Raw genomic sequence first — 18,276 nt, forward strand, 5'->3', positions numbered from 1 at the left:
CCCCATGAGCCGCAAGCGTCCGCCGTCGCCCCCTCCGGAGATCGCCGGGTTCGAGTACGTCTCGATCATCGGCTCGGGAGGCTTCTCCGACGTCTTCCTCTACCAGCAGCGCCGCCCCCGCCGCCGCGTGGCGGTCAAGGTCCTGCTGCACGAGTGGACCAACGAGGGCCAGCGCGAGGCCTTCGACGCCGAGGCCGACCTCATGGCGACCCTCTCGACCCACCCGTCGATCGTCACCATGTACGAGGCGGACGTCTCGGCCGACGGGCGCCCCTACCTCGCGATGGAGTTCTGCTCGCGCCCCAACCTGGGTGCGCGGTACCGCAGCGAGCGGCTCAGCGTGCCCGACGTGCTGCGCATCGCCGTGCAGATCGCGGGCGCCGTTGAGACGGCGCACCGGGCCGGCATCCTGCACCGCGACATCAAGCCCGCGAACATCCTCGTCACCGAGTACGGGCACCCCGCGCTGACGGACTTCGGCATCTCGTCGACGCTGGACGACGCGGGCCGCGCGGAGGGCATGTCGATCCCGTGGTCCCCGCCGGAGTCGTTCGCGGAGCCGCCGCGCACCAGCGTGGGCACGGACGTGTGGGGGCTCGCCGCCACGACGTACTCGCTGCTCGCCTCGCGCACGCCCTTCGAGGTGCCGGGCGGCGCCAACTCGAGCGCCGACCTGGTGGCCCGCATCGAGTCCGCGTCGCTGCAGCCCACGGGCCGCAGCGACGTGCCGGCCTCCCTCGAGCGGGTGCTCGGCACGGCGATGGCCAAGAACCCGCAGGCCCGGTACGCCACCGCGCTGGACTTCGCCCGCGCGCTCCAGGCCGTGCAGACGGAGCTGTCGTTCGCGGTCACGCCCATCGACCTGCTGGACGACCGCGGCCAGGTGCGCGACGACGCGCCGGAGGCGCCGGACGAGGACGAGGTCGGCACGCGCCTGCGCGAGGTCGTGTCCGTCGACCCGCGCGGTCCCGCCGCCGGGACGCTCGCGCCCGTGGCGCCGCCGGCCCCCGCGCCCGCGCGGCCCTGGGGCTCGCCCGCCCCCACGGCGGAGGCCGGGACGACGGGCGCGGGCGCCCGCCCCGCGGCCGTGCTCGCGGACGACCTGGGCGACACGGTGCACCGCTCGATGAGCACCGCGGCCCCGCCCGCGCCCGCCGCCGAGCCGCAGGCGGAGCCGGCGCCGGCCCCCGCCCCGCGGCGCGGCCTCGTGGCGGGGCTGGTGGCCGGGCTCGTGGTGCTGCTCGGCGTCCTGGCGGTGGTGCTCTGGCCCGACGGCTCGGACGCCCCGGCGGACGACGACCCGGTCAGCCCCTCGGCCACCGGCGCGGTCGACGCGGGGGCACCGCCCGCGGACAACCTCAGCGGGCTCGTGCCGTCGGTCACGGAGCTCGAGGGCGAGGCGCAGGGCGACGAGGTGGTCTTCACCTGGACCAACCCGGACCCGGTCGAGGGCGACACGTACGGCTGGCGCACGGCCGAGCGCCTCGAGGACGTCGCGTACACGCAGGTCGACTCCACCACCGTCACGGTGGACCGCACCGAGGGCGAGGAGACCTGCATCGAGGTCGTCATCGTCCGCTCGGGCGCCTTCTCGGTCGACCCGAAGGGGGTGTGCGTCGGATGAGCGACCTGGCCATGGAGTTCGCGGGGGAGTGGTTCCGGGCCGACCCCGAGGGCGTCTTCGAGATCGGGCGCGAGGGGGACCTCGCCCTCGACGACAACCCGTACCTGCACCGGCGCTTCCTCCAGGTGACGCACAGCGCGGGGCTGTGGTGGCTGGGCAACGTGGGCAACCGCCTGTCGGCCACCGTGTGCGACGCGGCCGGCGGCGTGCAGTCCTGGCTCTCGCCCGGCACGTCCCTGCCGATCGTCTTCCCGTCGACGTCGATCGTCTTCACCGCCGGCCCGACGACGTACGAGGTCCTGGCCCGGCTCAGCCCCGCCCCGTACGCGGAGATCCGCACGGAGGACCCGGAGGGCGGCGCCACCACGATCGGGATGATCCCGTTCACGGTGAGCCAGCGGCAGCTCATCGTCTCCCTGTGCGAGCCGATGCTGCGCCGCGACGGCACGGGGCTGTCGGAGATCCCGTCGTCCGCCGAGGCGGCCGCGCGCCTCGGGTGGACGTCCACGCGGTTCAACCGCAAGCTCGACAACGTGTGCGAGAAGCTCGACCGCGTGGGCGTGAAGGGCCTGCGCGGCGGTTCCGGCACGCTCGCGACCAACCGGCGCGCGCGGCTGGTGGAGTACGCCGTCGCGTCCCGGCTCGTCACCGCGGACGACCTGCCGCTGCTCGACGTCGCCGACGACGAGGGGAGGGACGGCGAATGACCCGCCCCACCCGGCCGGAGCCGTGGCAGCTGGTCGTCGTGGTCGCCGTCGGCGCCGCGGCGATCGCCTTCGTGATCCTCATGACGGCCGGTGCGCTGAGCGACGGCGTGGGCACGGGCGACCCGCTCGACTACTGGCGGGCGATCGGCCGCGAGCTCACCGACGTCGGCAACTGGCGCATCATCGGCCTGAGCGCGCTGGCGGGGGCCGCCGTGACGGCGCTCGTCCTCGCAGTGACGCGCCGGCGGCGCTGAGCCTGCCCCGCACCACGAGACCTGACCCGACCGACCGAACGACCCGAGGAGAGCGATGCGCGTCAAGGTGACGCTCCGGCGCCCCGACACCACGCAGGACGACGTCGTCATCACCGCGGACGCGGGGGCGACCATCGGCGAGGTGGCGTCGACCCTGGCGCGCGTCGACCCGCGCGGGTCGGGCGTCGGCGGCGGCCGGCGGACCATCGAGGCGCGGCTGCCCGGCCAGGACCGGCCGACCCGGCTGCCGGCGGACGCCGCCCTCGGTGAGGCGTGGATCGGCTCGGGCGCGGAGGTGGCCCTCGTCGAGCTCGACCGCCCGGGCTTCGACTACCAGACCTCCCGGGACGTGCGCGCCACCCTGCGGTTCGCCGACGGCAGCGCGATCGACCTGCCCGAGGGCAGCTGGACGCTCGGGCGCGCCCCGGGCTGCGACGTCGTCCTGAGCGACGCCCTCGTGTCGAAGCAGCACCTGCGCCTCGACGTCTCGGACGTCGTCGACGTCGTGGACCTGGGCTCGGCCAACGGCCTGCTGGTGGACGGCGCCCACGTGCAGCGGCTGCGCGTGGAGGGGAGCCAGCGGGTCACCGTGGGCGACACGGTGATGACGATCGAGCGGCGTCGCCCCCAGACCCTCTCGGGCGTCGCGCCGAAGGCGGGACCGGTGCCGTTCACCCGGTCGCCGCGGGTCGAGGCGCGCTACAAGGGCGAGGAGTTCGACTCGCCGGAGGTGCCGAGCGAGACCGAGCCGCAGCCGTTCCCGCTGCTGGCCATGCTGGCGCCCGTGCTCATGGGCGGGTTCATGCTCGCCATGGGGCGAGGGCTGATCTCCCTGGTGTTCATCGCGCTGTCGCCGATCATGCTGGCCGGCAACTACCTCACCCGGAACCGGCAGACCAAGAAGCGCAAGGAGCGCGACATCGCCCGGTTCGAGGAGCGCCTCGACGCGCTGCGCGACGCGCTCGCCGGCGAGGAGGAGACGGAGCGCTCGGTGCGGCTGCGCGAGGCGCCGGCCACGCAGCACGTCTTCGCCGAGGCGATGCGGCACGGTCCGATGCTGTGGACGCGCCGTCCGGAGCACTGGAGCTTCCTCAACGTGCGCTTCGGCATCGGCACGATGCCGTCGCGCAACACGGTGAAGGACACGGCCAAGGGCGCGCTCATCAAGGAGTACCAGGAGCGTCTGGACGCCGTCGTCGACCGGCACGCGACCGTGTCGGGCGTGCCCGTGGTGGAGAACCTCTACGACGCCGGCGCGCTCGGCTTCGCCGGCCCGCCCGCCGCGGTGGCCGGCAGCCTCAACGCCGTGCTGCTGCAGCTCACGGGGCTGCACTCCCCGTCGGAGCTGGTGGTCACCGGCATGGTGAGCCCGGTGTGGACCCGGCACCTGCAGTGGCTCACGTGGATCCCGCACACCTCCTCGCCGCAGAGCCCGGTCGAGGGGCACCACCTCGCGGACTCGGCCAGCGGCGCGGCCCGCCTCGTCGCGGAGCTCGAGGAGCTGGTGACCACCCGGCTGCGGGCGGCCCGCGGCGGCGCGCAGCGGCGTGGCGCCATCGACGAGGACGACGCCGCCCTCGAGCGGGGCGCCGAGGTGGGCGGCAAGAAGGCCGAGGCCGGCACGAAGTCGCCCGTCCCCGCCGTCGTCGTCGTGATCTCCGACGACATCGACGTGGAGCGGGCCCGCCTGGTGCAGCTCGCCGAGCAGGGGCCGGACGCGGGTGTCTACCCGCTGTGGATCTCGGCGGACACGGCGTACCTGCCGGCCGCCTGCCGGACCTTCGTCGACCTCGGCGAGCACGGCCCCCGCGTGGGCATGGTGCGCCTGGGGCGCTGGGTCGACGACGTCGAGCTCGAGGAGGTCGACGCCACCACGGCGCTCGACTACGGGCGCCGGCTCGCCCCCGTGTTCGACGCCGGGGCGATCGTGGCGGACTCGTCCGACCTGCCGCGCTCGGTGACCATGCCCGCGCTGCTCGGCCACGACCTGTTCGAGGACGCGAACGCGGTGCTGGAGCGTTGGCGGCAGAACCTGTCGGTCTACGACCGCACCCAGGCCGTGCCCCGCAAGCGTGCCGGCACCCTGCGCGCCATCGTCGGCTCCGCCGGCCTGGACGCCCAGCACCTCGACCTGCGCTCGCAGGGCCCGCACGCCCTGGTGGGCGGCACCACGGGTGCCGGCAAGTCGGAGTTCCTCCAGGCCTGGGTGCTCGCGATGGCGGCGGAGTACAGCCCGGACCGCGTGACGTTCCTGTTCGTGGACTACAAGGGCGGGTCGGCGTTCGCGGACTGCGTGCAGCTGCCGCACTGCGTGGGTCTGGTCACCGACCTGTCGCAGCACCTCGTGCTGCGGGCGCTCACCTCGCTGCGCGCCGAGCTGCACCACCGCGAGCACCTGTTCAACCGCAAGAAGGTCAAGGACCTGCTCGAGCTCGAGAAGCGGGGCGACCCCGAGACGCCGCCGGCCCTCGTCATCGTCATCGACGAGTTCGCGGCCCTGGTGGGCGACGTGCCGGAGTTCGTCGACGGGGTCGTGGACGTCGCCCAGCGTGGCCGGTCGCTCGGCATCCACCTGATCATGGCCACGCAGCGCCCGGCGGGCGTCATCAAGGACAACCTGCGGGCGAACACGAACCTGCGCGTCGCGCTGCGCATGGCCGACGAGTCCGACTCCAGCGACGTCGTCGACATCAAGGACGCCGCGCACATCGACCCGGCCATTCCCGGGCGCGGCGTGGTGAAGACCGGGCCGGGCCGCCTGCAGGCGTTCCAGTCCGGGTACGCGGGCGCGTGGAGCACCCGTGACCCGGAGCGTGCCGCGATCGAGGTCGCCGGCCTGCACTTCGGCCGCGAGGAGCGGTGGGAGGAGCCCGCCGACCCGGCGGCGTCCGTCGAGGAGGACGTGGACCTCGGCCCCAACGACCAGCAGCGGCTGGTCGCGCGGGTCGGCGAGGCGTTCGCGGCCGCGCGCCTGCCCGCGCCGCGCCGTCCCTGGCTGGACTCGATGGCCGACGCGTACGACCTCACGCGCCTGCACCAGCGCACCGACACCGAGCTGCTGCTCGGCGTCGCCGACATCCCGGAGCAGCAGGCCCAGCGCCCGGTGTACTTCGTGCCGGACGTCGACGGCCACCTGGGCGTGTACGGCACGGGCGGCGCCGGCAAGAGCACGGCCCTGCGCACGCTCGCGGCGGCGGCGGGCATCACGCCCCGCGGCGGCCCCGTGCACGTGTACGGCCTGGACTTCGCGGCCGGGGCGCTGCGGATGCTGTCCTCCCTGCCGCACGTGGGGACGATCGCACGTGGGGACGACGTCGAGCGCGTCGTCGGGCTGATGCGGATGCTGCGGGGCGAGCTGCAGCGCCGCGGGGAGGCCTTCGCCGCGGTGTCGGCGTCGAGCGTCACCGAGTACCGGCAGCTGTCCGGACGCCCGGACGTGCCCCGCATCCTGCTGCTGGTCGATGGGTTCCCCGGCTTCCGGGACGACTTCGAGGTGGGCGCGGGCCGGGCCGAGTGGTTCGACGTCTTCCGCGACATCCTCAACGACGGGCGGGCCCTCGGCATGCACGTCGTGTTCACCGCCGACCGCTCGGGCGCGGTGCCCACCTACGTGCGCTCGATGGTGCAGCGCAACCTGCTGCTGCGCATGACCGACGACGGCTACCTGGCGTTCAACGCGCCCCGCGACGTGATCACGTCGGACTCGCCCAACGGCCGCGCGCTCATCGACGGGCTCGAGGTCCAGGTCGCGGTCATCGGCGGGACGACGTCCGTGTCCGCGCAGGCGGCGGCGACGGAGAAGCTGGGCCAGTCGATGCTGTCGGCGGGCGTGCGCCCGGCGCCCGAGGTGCGGGTGCTGCCCACCGAGTACGGGGCGGGCGAGCTGCCGCCGCAGGTGGACGGCCAGCCCGTGCTCGGCCTCGACGGCATCACCCTCGGGCCGGTGCCGTTCGAGCCCACCGGCACGATGGTCGTCGCCGGCCCGCCCGGGTCCGGGCGCAGCAACGCGCTCGTCGCGATCGCCCGCGCCGTGCTCCGGGCGAACCCCGACGCGCGGATGTACCTGTTCGCGCAGGGCCGCTCGGCGATCGCCGACAAGCTGCCGTGGACCGAGGTCGCCACAGGCGTGGAGAAGGTCAAGGCGCTCGCCACCGACCTGCTCGCCGCCGTCCAGGACGAGGACGTCGACCCCGGCATCGTCGTGCTGATCGAGGGCATCAACGAGTACCTGCAGTCGCCGGCGGACAAGCCGATCCAGGACCTCACCAAGGCGATCCGCAGCAGCGACCACCTGCTGGTGGCCGAGGCGGAGACCTCCGGCTGGTCGGCCACCTGGCCGCTGCTCGGCGAGGTGAAGAACGGGCGCCGGGGCCTCATCCTGCAGCCGGAGAACCTCGACGGCGACACGATCCTCAAGACGTCGCTGCCGCGCTCCGCCAAGGGGGAGTTCCCTGTCGGTCGCGGGGCCTGGATCGCGCGGGGCAAGCAGACGAGGGTGCAGCTGCCGCTGGTCCTCGACGACTGAGTGCCCGTGCGCGCTCCTCGCACGAACGTCGTTCGGGCGTCCTACGGGGTCGCAGAGACCGGGATCCGCGGGGAGGTCACGGGGGCGCCGTCAACGGTCGGCGCCCGGTTCGTCGCGGGCCGCGTTCCGGCGGGTGCGGCGCACCATGGCGAGACCCGCCCAGACCGAGATCGCCACGACGACCACGGCGAAGGTGACCCAACGTCCCGAACATCCCGTCGGCGGAGCCGTTCGCGCTGCTGTTCGACGAGATCCTCGACTCGATCCGGTTCCTGGAGCGGGACACGTCGGACGGCGCTCCGGACGACGTCGGGCCCACGGACTGAGGCTGCCCGTCAGCGGTTGTGCTGGTTGATCCTCAGCACCATGAGCGTCGACACGAGGGCGACCGTGAGCACCATGAGCACGATCGCCGTGACCCAACCACCGACCGTCGCGAACGCGTCGGGCGCGGTCGCGGAGAGGACCCCGGCGGCGGCGGCGACCACGACGACGATCGCCAGTCCCACGCCGAGGGGCCGACCGGCGGCCCGGGTGCGGGCGTCCGCGGCCGCTGCGGCCTGCGGGTCGTCGTTGCTGTCGTTGTCGCTCATGGTCCTGGGCTCCTTGGATGGGGGCGGGCCGGGATGACCCTAGCCCGGGGCAAGGGCGCGGCACGGAACGGCGTACCGCGGTCCCGTGCGGCCCTACCGTGTGCGGTCGGTCCACCAGCCGATGCTTGGGGAGGAACTCATGGGGGACGTCGTCGTCGGTGATCGCGGGAGCACCACGCGGAGAACGACTCCGCCGCGGCCGTGGGCGCGCACCCTGCGCCCGCTCGGGTACCTCCTGATCGGGCTGGTGTGGCTCGCGATCTGGGCCCTCGTCGTCGCGCTGGCGTGGGGCATCCTCGTCTGCGGCGTCGTCTCCGGGGAGCTGACCATGGCCGAGTTCACGGAACCCGCGACCTCGTCCGTGGGCGGGTTCATCGGGATGGTGCTCCTCGCGGCGCCCTTGGTCGCCGCCGTCGCCGGCCCGGTCCTGCTGTGGTGGATCCCGTGCTGCATCTGGCCGTTGGCCACGCTGTCGGCCGTCTACGTGGTGCGGTCGTTGCGTCCCTCCTACGGCCGCGAGAAGCTCTCGTTCACGGCCTACGGGGCGCGAGGAAGCAGCCTCGGGCCGCCGACGACGTCGAACGTCGCGCTGTCGCTGCAGCCGGTCCGTGGCTCGGCACTGACGCGGTTCCTCATGCGGTTCTACGCCGCCGGCTGGCAGCCCCGGGGTCGAGCGTTCCTCCCGATGCTGCTGGCGGGTGTCGGCTGGCTGCTGCTTTACCCGGCGATCGCGGTCGACGTCTCCCGGACGACGAACGTCGTGTGCGGGGTCGTCGGCCTCTCCCTCGTCGTGCTGTCGCTCGCGTGGACGGTGGTCGCCCAGTGGCGGGGTGCGCCGACGGCTGACCGTCGTGGGCGTTCCGGCCGTGGGCGGTGACCCGGATCGATCGTCGGGGCGGCCGACATGGGGAGGCCTCCCCATCGACCGCTGCTCGGGGCGCCCGCTAGGGTCGTCACCGGACGACGGATCGGCCGCTAGGGGGCCGGCCGACCATTGATGAGTCGAGGAGCTTCTCATGGCGAACATGAACGTCACGTACGACGAGCTGCGGTCGCAGGCGGGTCAGCTGCGTAACGGTCAGCAGCAGCTGACGGACATCCTGCACAACCTGCAGACGCAGGTGAACAACCTGGTGTCGTCGGGCTTCGTGACCGATCAGGCGTCGGGTGCGTTCCAGACGTCGTACGAGGAGTTCACGACGGGTACGACGCAGGCCATCGAGGGTCTGGAGGGTATGGCGTCGTTCCTGGAGCAGGCGGCGCAGACGCTGTCGGACGCGGACTCGCAGCTGGCGCAGGGTATCCGCGGCTGATTCAGCCCGGTCCCGGCAGGGTCGAGGGGCGGTCCGGGTCTTCCGGGCCGCCTCTCGACGTCTGCGGTCGAGGGGCGGGCGAGGTGCCGTACGACGGGCCCGCCGGGATGGGCAGTCCTCCCCATCGACCGGCGTCGTCGCCCTCGGCTACGGTGCTGCCCGGCGGCGAGACGACGAGCTGCGTGACGACGAGGGGGAGCTGTGGCCGGGTACGACCTGTCCATCGACATGGAAGAGTTGCGCACTCTTGCCGAGGACCTGAAGACGATCAAGGAAGAGTTCGAGGGTGCGGACGACCGTGCCGAGGACGCCGCGAACGCGACCGGCCACGACGACCTCCGCGACAAGGTCAACGACTTCGCGGACAAGTGGCGCATCAAGCGCGAGGAGATGACCGAGAACGTCGTCAAGCTCCAGGGCATCATCCAGCAGATCGTCGACACGTTCTCGGAGATCGACACGGAGTTGGCCAAGGCACTCGAAGACGCCGCCGAGAAGGCGAAGTAGGGGGAACGACGGTCATGGCCGACACTCAGTGGCAGAAGCTCGACGGGGACGCCGACCTCGTACGGACCAAGGGCAAGAAGTACCAGGACATCGCCGACGCCATCGCGCGGGCCACCGCCACGCTCGACAAGATCGTCGAGGACGCCAGCACCACCGCGAAGTCGATGGACGAGACGAAGACCCTGGCGTCCGACGTCAAGGAGGACATCGCCAAGGCGACGGAGCGCTACCGGTACACGGGTGACGCGCTCGTCACGTACGCGTCGGCCCTCGACACGGCGATCTCCGAGTCGGAGACCGCGGCGACCCAGATCGCGACCATCGAGGAGGACCTGGCCTCCGCGCGCACGACGGCGCACCACGCGCAGCAGGACGTCGACGACCTGCCGAGCGACGCACCACAGGGGGACCTCGACGGCGCCAACAGCGCGGTGACGACGGCGAACTCCCGGGTGACGAGCCTTGAGGGCGACCTCAGCTTCTGGCAGGGCCGCTGGAACGACGCCCACGGTGACAAGAACACCGCCGCGACCACGGCGAGGAACAAGATCGACGAGGTCGTGACCGGGGACAAGGTGCACGGGCTCGAGGACGGCTTCTGGGACAAGGCCGGCGAGGTCTGGGACAGCATCTACAAGGTCGTCAAGGTCATCTGCGATGTCGCCGGCATCCTGGCCATCTTCCTCTCCTGGGTGCCGATCCTCGGTCAGGTCCTGCTCGTGCTGGCGGCGGTCGGTGCGGTCCTCGCCGTCGTGGACGCCGTGTTCAAGGCAGCCAGGGGCAAGGGCTCCTGGTGGGGCGTCCTGGGTGCCGCGGGCATGGCTGCGCTCACGCTCTTCGGTGGCAAGGCCATCAGCGTCGTCGCGAAGTACGCCAAGGCGCGCATGGTCGTCCAGACGGCCTCTCGAATGTCGCCCCAGAACGCCAAGAGCGTCTTCGGCGCGGCGACGCTCAAGAGCACGCGCAAGATCTTCGCGCAGACCAACGGCCAGCGGGTCACGGAGGTCCTCAAGTCGCCGTTCATCCGGTCGGCCGGCGACAAGCAGATCGCGGGCCTGTTCAAGAGCGGCAACATCGGGCAGGGGCTGTCGAAGATGTTTCCGAACCCCTTCACCGCGTCGGGGATGCGGACGATCTTCGGCAACGACGACGTGACCGACATGATGTCGGTGATGGGCAAGATCGACAGCCGGCTCCCGGGGTCGATCGGCACCATCCACTTCGACAACGTCAGCTCCGTGACGTCGTCGATCGCCACCGTCGGCGGCTACGGCATCACCACGTTCAACGGGATGCGGAACGGCATCTCGTTCGCCAACGAGATGGGTGTCGGGGACTTCGGCGACGCGGTGACCCCCGGGGTCAGCCTCGGCACCTCCGGGATGGGCGGCCCCTACGGCAGCATCATCGGCAACGGCATCAGCCTTGCCGGCGGGGTCCCCAACCCCGGCTGACGTGCGGGACCCGGGACCGGCCCACCTAGGATGGGACGCTGTTCTCAGCAACGACCAAGGAGACCGAGCACGTGACACGCAGGGTGGCCGGGTACGAGCTGGGCCTCGACGAGGGGTGGGTCCTCGTGCCCGACGGGCTGGAGGACGTCGACGCCTGGGCGCGCGAGGTCGCGGTCGCGCTCGTCCCGCCGGGGGCGGCCCAGGCCGAGGCGGAGGCCGAGCGCGCCGTGCCCGCTCTCGACGGCGCGGGCGATGCGGCAGGCGACCCGGTGGAGTCGCTCGCGGGCCGGATCGCCGACGTGGCCCGGTCGGCGTCGGACAGCGGGATCGACGCTCTCGCCGTGGCGTTCCTGGTCCGACGGCCGGCGCTGGGCGACGTCGACGCCATGCTGACCGTGGTGGCGCAGTCCGGGCTCACCGCGGAGGAGTTCGCCGCCGACCTCGAGCGCCTGGTCGCGGCGTCGGACGACCCGCCGCACGTGTACGCCCAGGCGATCGACGCGACGGTCGCGGCGGGCGAGGTCCGCGGCGCACACCTGATGATCGGGCACCTCGACCCCGACCTCGGCGACGGCGTCGCGCACCTGGAGGAGCGGGTGGCGCTCGGGGTCTTCCCGCCCGGCAGCCCGGACATGCTCGAGGTGACCGTGATCTCGAACGGCGTCTCGGTCTTCGACGACATGCCGCAGGAGGTCGTCGACCTTCTCGGTGGCCTGACGGTGGAGCTGGAGACGAAGGCATGACGCGCAGCGTGAGGTTCCGCGAGGGGCAGATGCGGATCGTCCTCCCGGGGACGTGGGCCAACATCCCGCTGGACGACGAGGAGACCGCGGTCGAGCACGTCCGCCGGCTGGTCCGCCGTCAGGTCGGCAAGGCCGACCGGCTGGCTCGCGCCCGCCGGGAGGCGACCCAAGAGGTCGTGGGGAACGTGCGGGCCGCGATGGCCGCCGGTGTCCACACGTACCTGGTGTCCCTCGAGCTGTTGCCCGGCGTTCCGTTCCCGGCGGTGATCCTGGCCCTCGACGAGGAGTGGCCCGCGGCGTCGGCGGAGGCACGGGCCGCAGGGGACGTCGCGGAGGCGCTGCGCGCCGGATTCCCGACCGGTGAGGTGGAGCCGCAGCGCAACGGGCCGGTGGCCCGCGTCGTGGAGATGACCCAGGGAAAGACCGACGAGGGCGACACGGTGCTGACCATGCGGCTCGAGTACCACATCCCCTACCCGGACGGCTCGAGGCTCCTGCTGGCACGGGTGAACGTCCCGGGGATCCCGTCGGCCGAGCCTTTCGCCACGTTGTTCGACGAGATCCTCGACTCGCTGACCTTCATGGAGGCGGCCGAGGAGGACCCGACCGCGGTGCGGGTCGGGACGAGCGAGGCGACGCCCGACGGGGCGTCGTCGGAACAGGCCGCGCGTTGACCTCGAGCCCGCAGACGGAACGGACGACGACACGCCCGCCGAGCCCGGTGGCGCGCGCTCTGCGGCCCGTCGGATACCTCCTGGTGGGCCTGGTGTGGACGGCCCTCGCCCTGGTGGTCCTCGGGCTCGGGCCCGGGATCCTCGTGTACCTCGCGGTCGACGGCACGATGGAGCTGGGCGGGATCTGGGCCGACCTGGTGGCGCAACCGTCGGAGATGGTCGCCTTCTGCCTGGTCGTCCCGCTGCTCGTGGTGCTCTGGGGGCCGGGGGTGCTGTGGTACCTGCCGTCCGCGAGCTGGCCGCTGGCGCTGCTGTCCTTCGTGTACGTCGCCCGGTCCCTGAACCCGGCGTACGCGGGAGAGCGGTTGTCCCGCACGACGCGGGTCGGGCGGGGACGGACGATCGGTCTGCCGACCGTCGGCGGGGTCGCGTTGTCGCTCCAACCCGTGCGCGACACCGCGCTCACGCGCTTCCTGATGCGGTTCTACGTGTCGGGCTGGCTGCCTGACGGGCACATGTTCCTGGCGATGCTGCCGGCAGGGGGCGGCTGGTTGCTCGCCGTCGTGGGACTGGCGCGCGACGTCCCGGGTCCGGCCCGGGTGGCCCTCCTGGTCGCGGCGGCGGCGCTCGTCGTGTGGAGCGTCGTCCTGGGGCGGCGCGCCTGGCGGCGCCGGTTCGACGGCGCGACGGCGCCCGCGAGGGCGGGGTCGGTCAGTGACCTGAGCCCGGGCGAGCGTCGGGCGCGGCTCGCCGAGCTGAACTCACGTCGCGAGGCGCGGCAGCGCCGGTCCTCCCGGGGCTGAGCGTCTCAGCTCTTCGCACCGCCGGTGGACGCCGCCCGGAGGGCGCCGATCCGCCGCGCGGTCATGACGGCGCCGACGACGAAGACGGCCACGATCACGACGACGAGGACCGGGACGGGCCCGAGCCCGCCGAGCACCTCGAACCCGGCGAACGCTCCGAGGCACACGAGGATCAGGCAGACGAACATCGCGACGAGGATCGGGGTCTCGATCTTCTTCCTGCGCACGGGGTTCGACCCGTGGGTGGGCGTGGGCATGAGCGCTTCTCCTCGTTCTGCCGGCGACAGTCGTCGTGGGCGACGACGCTCGCACCCTACGTGGTTCGCCGACCGGCCGCGCCGCTTGGGGCAGGCTGTGGCTCGCTCCTGGACGCAGCCCCTCCTCGAGGGCACGCCGCAGACCCCCTGCGCTCGTCCGAGTGGGAGGGAGGCGCTCGTCAAGCCTTGTCGCCGGCCTGGGACCGCCGGACGTCGGCCTCCAGCTCGGCGACCTTCCGCGCCAGGACCGCTGCGGCCGGGCGATGGAGCTGCCGGGGGGACAGGACGAGGCGCCGGGGCGGGTAGCGCTCGCGCTCCGGCCCGCGGGCTACCTCCTGATCGGCGTGGTGTGGTCGGTGATCTGGCTCGTGGCGGTGCTGCTCCTCGTGGGCTCGGTGCCCTATCTCGCCTATGTCGACTCGTCCGACCTCGTGAGCGGCGTCGGAGAGCGGTTCGCCAACCCTGTCGAGGCGATCGCCTTCGTGCTGGTGGCGCTGCCGGTGCTGGCGCTGGCCATCGGGCCGGGCGGCTGGCACGTGCTGACGGCCTCGTGGCCGTTGGCCGTGCTCTCGTTCGTCTACGCCGGGCGCGCGCTCTCCCGGAGCTACGCCGGTGAGAGGCTCTCGTTCACCGCGCGTGCGCCCCGGGGCAGCACGTTCGGGCCGCCGACGGTGAGCGGCGTGGCGTTGTCGCTCCAGCCCGTGCGCTCGACCCCGTTCACCGACCGGGTCCTGCGGTGGTACGTGGCGGGATGGACGTTGGACGGTCGGACGATCCTCGCGATGCTGCCGGCCGGGCTGGCCTGGCCGCTGGCCGTCGCGGCGCTGGTCCCGGGCGTCTCGGGCGCGGCGCACGTGGTCGCGGGGGTGCTCGCGGTCGCCCTGCTCGTCACGTCGGCCGTGCTGGGGCGGCAGGCCTTCCGCCGCCGGTTCGGCCCCGAGGGCGCTGCATCCTCGGCGGGGGAGACGCCGCTCTCCGCACTCTCCGCCGACGAGCGCCGTGCCCGGCGGGCGCGGGTCGAGAAGGAGCGGCGCGCCCGCCTGCGCCGCGGCCGCCGCTGACGACGGCTCGGGCGGATGGGGAGGAGTCCCCATCGACCGCTGCTCGGGGCGCCCGCTAGGGTCGTCACCGGACGACGGATCGGCCGCTAGGGGGCCGGCCGACCATTGATGAGTCGAGGAGCTTCTCATGGCGAACATGAACGTCACGTACGACGAGCTGCGGTCGCAGGCGGGTCAGCTGCGTAACGGTCAGCAGCAGCTGACGGACATCCTGCACAACCTGCAGACGCAGGTGAACAACCTGGTGTCGTCGGGCTTCGTGACCGATCAGGCGTCGGGTGCGTTCCAGACGTCGTACGAGGAGTTCACGACGGGTACGACGCAGGCCATCGAGGGTCTGGAGGGTATGGCGTCGTTCCTGGAGCAGGCGGCGCAGACGCTGTCGGACGCGGACTCGCAGCTGGCGCAGGGTATCCGCGGCTGATTCAGCCCGGTCCAGGCAGGGTCGAGGGGCGGTCCGGGTCTTCCGGGCCGCCCCTCGACGTCTGCCGGCCCGGCGCCGGTCCGTCGTCAGATCCGTCACTCGAACCGGAGGCTGAGATGAACGCCCGCTCCCGTCGCTGGCTCTACACCGCGGTGCTCGTGCTGTTCTTCGCGCTCTCGGCGGTGCGCCTCGCGCGCACGATCCAGCGCGACGGCGTCGAGGACGCCACGCTGTGGATCGCGCTGCTGGTGGTGGCGCTGGTCGTCGTCGTCACGCTCGCGGTGGTCGTGCGCCGCGCGGGGGCGGTGGCCGGCCACGTCGCGCGGCAGCGGCCGGGTGCCGTCGTCGTCCCGGCGTTCACCACGTCGGAGACGCTCGACGAGGCGCGGGCCGCCGGCGCGTCCACGCGGGGGATCGCCCCGATGGGCGGCAGCCCGGCGGCCCTCGCCGTCGTCGGCGACCGGGTCGAGGTGTGGGTGCGTCGCGAGCCGGGCCCGCGCTGGGCGGTGCGGCGGGCGCCGGGCGGGACGACGCAGGTCGGGGCCGTCTACGGCACGCGCGAGACGCCGGCGCTGCGGGTGGCCGACGGCGGTGCGACGGTGACCGTGGTGCCCGCGTACCACCCGCTGCGGGCGGCGGGTGGTCTGGCGCGGGACGACGTGGCGCACGCGGTGCGTGAGGTGTCCTTGGCGCCCTGAGACATCGGCGTGACGGCCAAAACTGGTGTCCGAGGCACCAAAGACCGGTGTGTGAGACAACTCGTTCGCAGCGTGAGACGCTTGTGGCATCCTGGGTAAGGCTGGACCCTGACAGGTGAGGTAAGCCTCACCCGTTCCCAGGAGAATCCTCCTAGAATCGAACGCCACGCATCCCCGATCCGGAAGGCGTACCCCGCAGTGAGCAGCATCCGACCTCTGCGCGTCGCGATCGTCGGCGCAGGCCCCGCCGGCATCTACGCCGCGGACATCCTGTCGAAGACCGACCTCGACGTGAGCATCGACCTCTTCGAGCGCCTGCCCGCGCCGTTCGGTCTCGTCCGCTACGGCGTCGCCCCGGACCACCCGCGCATCAAGCAGATCATCACGGCCCTGCACCGCGTGCTGAGCCGCGGCGACGTCCGGCTGCTGGCCAACGTGGACTACGGCGTCGACCTCAAGCTCGACGACCTGCGCCAGTTCTACGACGCCGTGATCTTCTCCACCGGCGCGATCAAGGACTCCGCGCTGCCGGTGCCCGGCATCGACCTCGAGGGCTCCTACGGCGCCGCCGACTTCGTCTCCTGGTACGACGGCCACCCCGACGTGCCGCGCACCTGGCCGCTCGAGGCCAAGGAGGTCGCCGTGCTCGGCGCCGGGAACGTCGCCCTCGACGTGGCCCGCATCCTCGCCAAGCACGCGGACGACCTGCTGCCCACCGAGATCCCGGCCAACGTCTACGACACCCTCAAGGCGTCGCCCGTCACCGACGTGCACGTCTTCGCCCGCCGCGGCCCCGCCCAGGTGAAGTTCTCGCCGCTCGAGCTCCGCGAGCTCGGCCACGTGCCGGACGTCGACATCGTCGTCTACCCCGAGGACTACGACTTCGACGAGGGCTCGATGGCCGCCGTCGAGTCGTCCAACCAGACGAAGCAGGTCGTCAAGACGCTCACCGACTGGACGCTCGTCGACCCCTCGACGCAGAAGGCGTCGCGTCGCCTGCACCTGCACTTCCTGCACGCCCCGGCGGAGCTCGTGGGTGAGGACGGCAAGGTCGTCGCGCTGCGCACCGAGCGCACCGCCCTCCAGGGCGACGGCACGGTCAAGGGCACCGGCGAGCTCCACGACTGGCCCGTGCAGGCCGTCTACCGCGCGGTCGGCTACTTCGGGTCGCCGCTGCCGGAGATCCCGTTCGACGAGCTCAAGGGCGTCATCTCCAACCGTGAGGGCCGCGTCGTCGACCTCGACGGCGAGCACCTGCCCGGCGTGTACGCCACCGGCTGGATCAAGCGCGGCCCCGTGGGCCTCATCGGGCACACCAAGTCGGACGCGTCGGAGACGATCCGCCACCTCGTGGAGGACGTCACGGGCGTCGGTGACGGCGGCGACGTCGCCACCGGCGACCTCGCTGGCGGGCGCACCGCCACGCAGTCCGACCCGCAGGCCGTGCTCGACTTCCTCGCGGACCGCGGCGTCGACGTCGTCGAGTGGGACGACTTCGTGCTCCTGGACGAGCACGAGAAGGCGCTGGGCGAGCCGCACGGCCGCGAGCGGATCAAGGTCGTGCCGCGCGACGAGATGCTCGACATCGCCAAGGGGCGCGCGTCCTCCTGACGGATTCGGCACGAGGGCCCGGGCGGGAACCGCCCGGGCCCTCGGTGCGTTCACCCCGTGGGATCCTGCCGGCGCACCTGCGCGGGCAGGGCGCACGGAAGGAGACGGCAGAACACATGGGCCACCAGCACTTCAACGGTCTCAAGACGGCGGCGCTCTTCGGCGTCATGTGGGCCGTGGTCCTCGGCCTGTGGGCGCTGTTCTTCCGCGGCAGCGCGGGCATGCTCGTCGTCTTCGTCGGGATCGGGCTGATCACGACCTTCGTCGGCTACTGGAACTCCGACAAGATCGCGATCCGCGCCATGCACGCGTACCCGGTGACGGAGCTCGAGGCCCCGGAGATGTACCGCATCGTCCGGGAGCTCTCCACCGAGGCCCGCCAGCCCATGCCGCGCCTGTTCATCTCGCCCACCCAGGCGCCGAACGCCTTCGCGACCGGGCGCAACCCGAAGAACGCGGCGGTGTGCTGCACCGAGGGCATCCTGCGGCTGCTCGACGAGCGGGAGCTGCGCGGGGTGCTCGGGCACGAGCTCATGCATGTGTACAACCGCGACATCCTCACGTCGTCGGTCGCGTCCGCGATGGCGGGCGTCATCACCTCGCTGGCGCAGTTCTTGCTGATCTTCGGCGGCGGCGACCGGCGCGAGGGCGGCAACCCGCTCGCCGCGCTGGCGATGGCGATCCTCGCGCCGTTCGCGGCGATGCTGATCCAGATGGCCATCTCGCGGACCCGCGAGTACGACGCGGACGAGGACGGCGCCAAGCTCACCGGGGACCCGATGGCCCTCGCGTCGGCGCTGCGCAAGCTGGAGTCGGGCACCGCGAAGGCGCCGCTGCCGCAGACCCGCGAGCTGCAGAACGTCTCTCACCTCATGCTCGCCAACCCGTTCCGCGGTGCCGGCATGGCCAAGCTGTTCGCCACCCACCCGCCGATGGCCGACCGCATCGCGCGCCTGGAGAAGATGGCCGGCGGCACCGGCTTCGGCCCGGGCGGAATCACCCGCTACTGACCCCTCGCCGGTCGCCCT

General features: G+C 72.7%; 18 protein-coding genes. 16 read left to right on the plus strand and 2 right to left on the minus strand.

Translation table 11 applies throughout. The features are described from left to right. Positions 1-4: 4 nt before the first annotated feature. Genes ACH436_RS10070 through ACH436_RS10085 form a run of 4 tightly spaced genes read left to right on the plus strand, consistent with a single transcriptional unit; the run spans position 5 to position 7,110 of the window. On the plus strand, positions 5-1,624 hold the full coding sequence (locus tag ACH436_RS10070; RefSeq protein ID WP_430560065.1) for a serine/threonine-protein kinase: 1,620 nt from the start codon (positions 5-7) through the stop codon (positions 1,622-1,624). Further along, positions 1,621-2,331 carry a hypothetical protein gene (locus ACH436_RS10075; RefSeq protein ID WP_430560066.1) on the plus strand — a complete coding sequence of 237 codons (711 nt, stop codon included), beginning with the start codon at positions 1,621-1,623 and terminating at the stop codon, positions 2,329-2,331. The genes ACH436_RS10070 and ACH436_RS10075 overlap by 4 nt, the downstream gene beginning before the upstream one ends. Beyond that, the gene (locus tag ACH436_RS10080) at positions 2,328-2,585 is read left to right on the plus strand and encodes a hypothetical protein (RefSeq protein WP_430560067.1); all 258 of its coding nucleotides are present in this window, start codon (positions 2,328-2,330) and stop codon (positions 2,583-2,585) included. The genes ACH436_RS10075 and ACH436_RS10080 overlap by 4 nt, the downstream gene beginning before the upstream one ends. 55 nt (positions 2,586-2,640) lie before the next feature. Then, on the plus strand, positions 2,641-7,110 hold the full coding sequence (locus ACH436_RS10085; protein ID WP_430560068.1) for an FtsK/SpoIIIE domain-containing protein: 4,470 nt from the start codon (positions 2,641-2,643) through the stop codon (positions 7,108-7,110). Positions 7,111-7,445: 335 nt separating this feature from the next. On the opposite strand, the gene ACH436_RS10090 is transcribed toward ACH436_RS10085, so the two are convergent. Then, positions 7,446-7,703: a hypothetical protein gene (locus tag ACH436_RS10090; protein WP_430560069.1), complete on the minus strand. Its 258-nt coding sequence runs from the start codon at positions 7,701-7,703 to the stop codon at positions 7,446-7,448. Positions 7,704-7,842: 139 nt separating this feature from the next. Here ACH436_RS10090 and ACH436_RS10095 point away from each other — a divergent pair, with 139 nt between their 5' ends. The 7 genes from ACH436_RS10095 to ACH436_RS10125 all read left to right on the plus strand — a co-directional run bounded on the left by ACH436_RS10095 (position 7,843) and on the right by ACH436_RS10125 (position 13,197). After that, positions 7,843-8,580 carry a hypothetical protein gene (locus ACH436_RS10095; RefSeq protein WP_430560070.1) on the plus strand — a complete coding sequence of 246 codons (738 nt, stop codon included), beginning with the start codon at positions 7,843-7,845 and terminating at the stop codon, positions 8,578-8,580. A gap of 139 nt (positions 8,581-8,719) precedes the next feature. Then, positions 8,720-9,016: a WXG100 family type VII secretion target gene (locus ACH436_RS10100; protein WP_430560071.1), complete on the plus strand. Its 297-nt coding sequence runs from the start codon at positions 8,720-8,722 to the stop codon at positions 9,014-9,016. Positions 9,017-9,217: 201 nt separating this feature from the next. Beyond that, the gene (locus tag ACH436_RS10105; RefSeq protein WP_430560072.1) at positions 9,218-9,523 is read left to right on the plus strand and encodes a hypothetical protein; all 306 of its coding nucleotides are present in this window, start codon (positions 9,218-9,220) and stop codon (positions 9,521-9,523) included. Between the two features lie 14 nt (positions 9,524-9,537). Then, positions 9,538-10,977 (plus strand): hypothetical protein, encoded by a 1,440-nt coding sequence (locus tag ACH436_RS10110; RefSeq protein ID WP_430560073.1) that lies wholly within the window; start codon positions 9,538-9,540, stop codon positions 10,975-10,977. 71 nt (positions 10,978-11,048) lie between these two features. Further along, positions 11,049-11,720: a hypothetical protein gene (locus tag ACH436_RS10115; RefSeq protein ID WP_430560074.1), complete on the plus strand. Its 672-nt coding sequence runs from the start codon at positions 11,049-11,051 to the stop codon at positions 11,718-11,720. Then, positions 11,717-12,394, plus strand: coding sequence for a hypothetical protein (locus tag ACH436_RS10120; RefSeq protein ID WP_430560075.1), 678 nt, complete (start codon positions 11,717-11,719; stop codon positions 12,392-12,394). Before ACH436_RS10115 ends, ACH436_RS10120 begins: the two co-directional genes overlap by 4 nt. A 47-nt stretch (positions 12,395-12,441) precedes the next feature. Beyond that, entirely contained in the window at positions 12,442-13,197 is a 756-nt protein-coding gene (locus ACH436_RS10125; protein ID WP_430560076.1) for a hypothetical protein, read from the plus strand. Positions 13,198-13,202: 5 nt separating this feature from the next. Here the strand turns inward: ACH436_RS10125 and ACH436_RS10130 are convergent, their stop codons facing one another. After that, positions 13,203-13,454, minus strand: a complete 252-nt coding sequence (locus ACH436_RS10130; RefSeq protein WP_430560077.1) for a hypothetical protein — start codon at positions 13,452-13,454, stop codon at positions 13,203-13,205. A gap of 263 nt (positions 13,455-13,717) precedes the next feature. On the opposite strand from ACH436_RS10130, the gene ACH436_RS10135 reads away from it, so the two are divergent. From ACH436_RS10135 to htpX, 5 genes are all read left to right on the plus strand, one after another. Continuing rightward, a complete protein-coding gene (locus tag ACH436_RS10135; RefSeq protein ID WP_430560078.1) occupies positions 13,718-14,515 on the plus strand; it encodes a hypothetical protein in 798 nt (265 codons plus the stop codon). Positions 14,516-14,642: 127 nt separating this feature from the next. Beyond that, on the plus strand, positions 14,643-14,939 hold the full coding sequence (locus ACH436_RS10140) for a WXG100 family type VII secretion target (RefSeq protein WP_430560071.1): 297 nt from the start codon (positions 14,643-14,645) through the stop codon (positions 14,937-14,939). Between the two features lie 116 nt (positions 14,940-15,055). After that, positions 15,056-15,637: a hypothetical protein gene (locus ACH436_RS10145; protein ID WP_430560079.1), complete on the plus strand. Its 582-nt coding sequence runs from the start codon at positions 15,056-15,058 to the stop codon at positions 15,635-15,637. Between the two features lie 198 nt (positions 15,638-15,835). Further along, complete coding sequence (locus ACH436_RS10150) at positions 15,836-17,248, plus strand: FAD-dependent oxidoreductase (RefSeq protein ID WP_430560080.1); 1,413 nt, start codon at positions 15,836-15,838, stop codon at positions 17,246-17,248. A 116-nt stretch (positions 17,249-17,364) separates the two neighbouring features. Next, positions 17,365-18,258 carry a zinc metalloprotease HtpX gene (gene htpX / locus ACH436_RS10155; RefSeq protein WP_430560081.1) on the plus strand — a complete coding sequence of 298 codons (894 nt, stop codon included), beginning with the start codon at positions 17,365-17,367 and terminating at the stop codon, positions 18,256-18,258. Positions 18,259-18,276 lie beyond the last annotated feature (18 nt).

This window comes from Isoptericola sp. NPDC019693 (genome assembly GCF_044389085.1).
Classification (GTDB): domain Bacteria; phylum Actinomycetota; class Actinomycetes; order Actinomycetales; family Cellulomonadaceae; genus Isoptericola.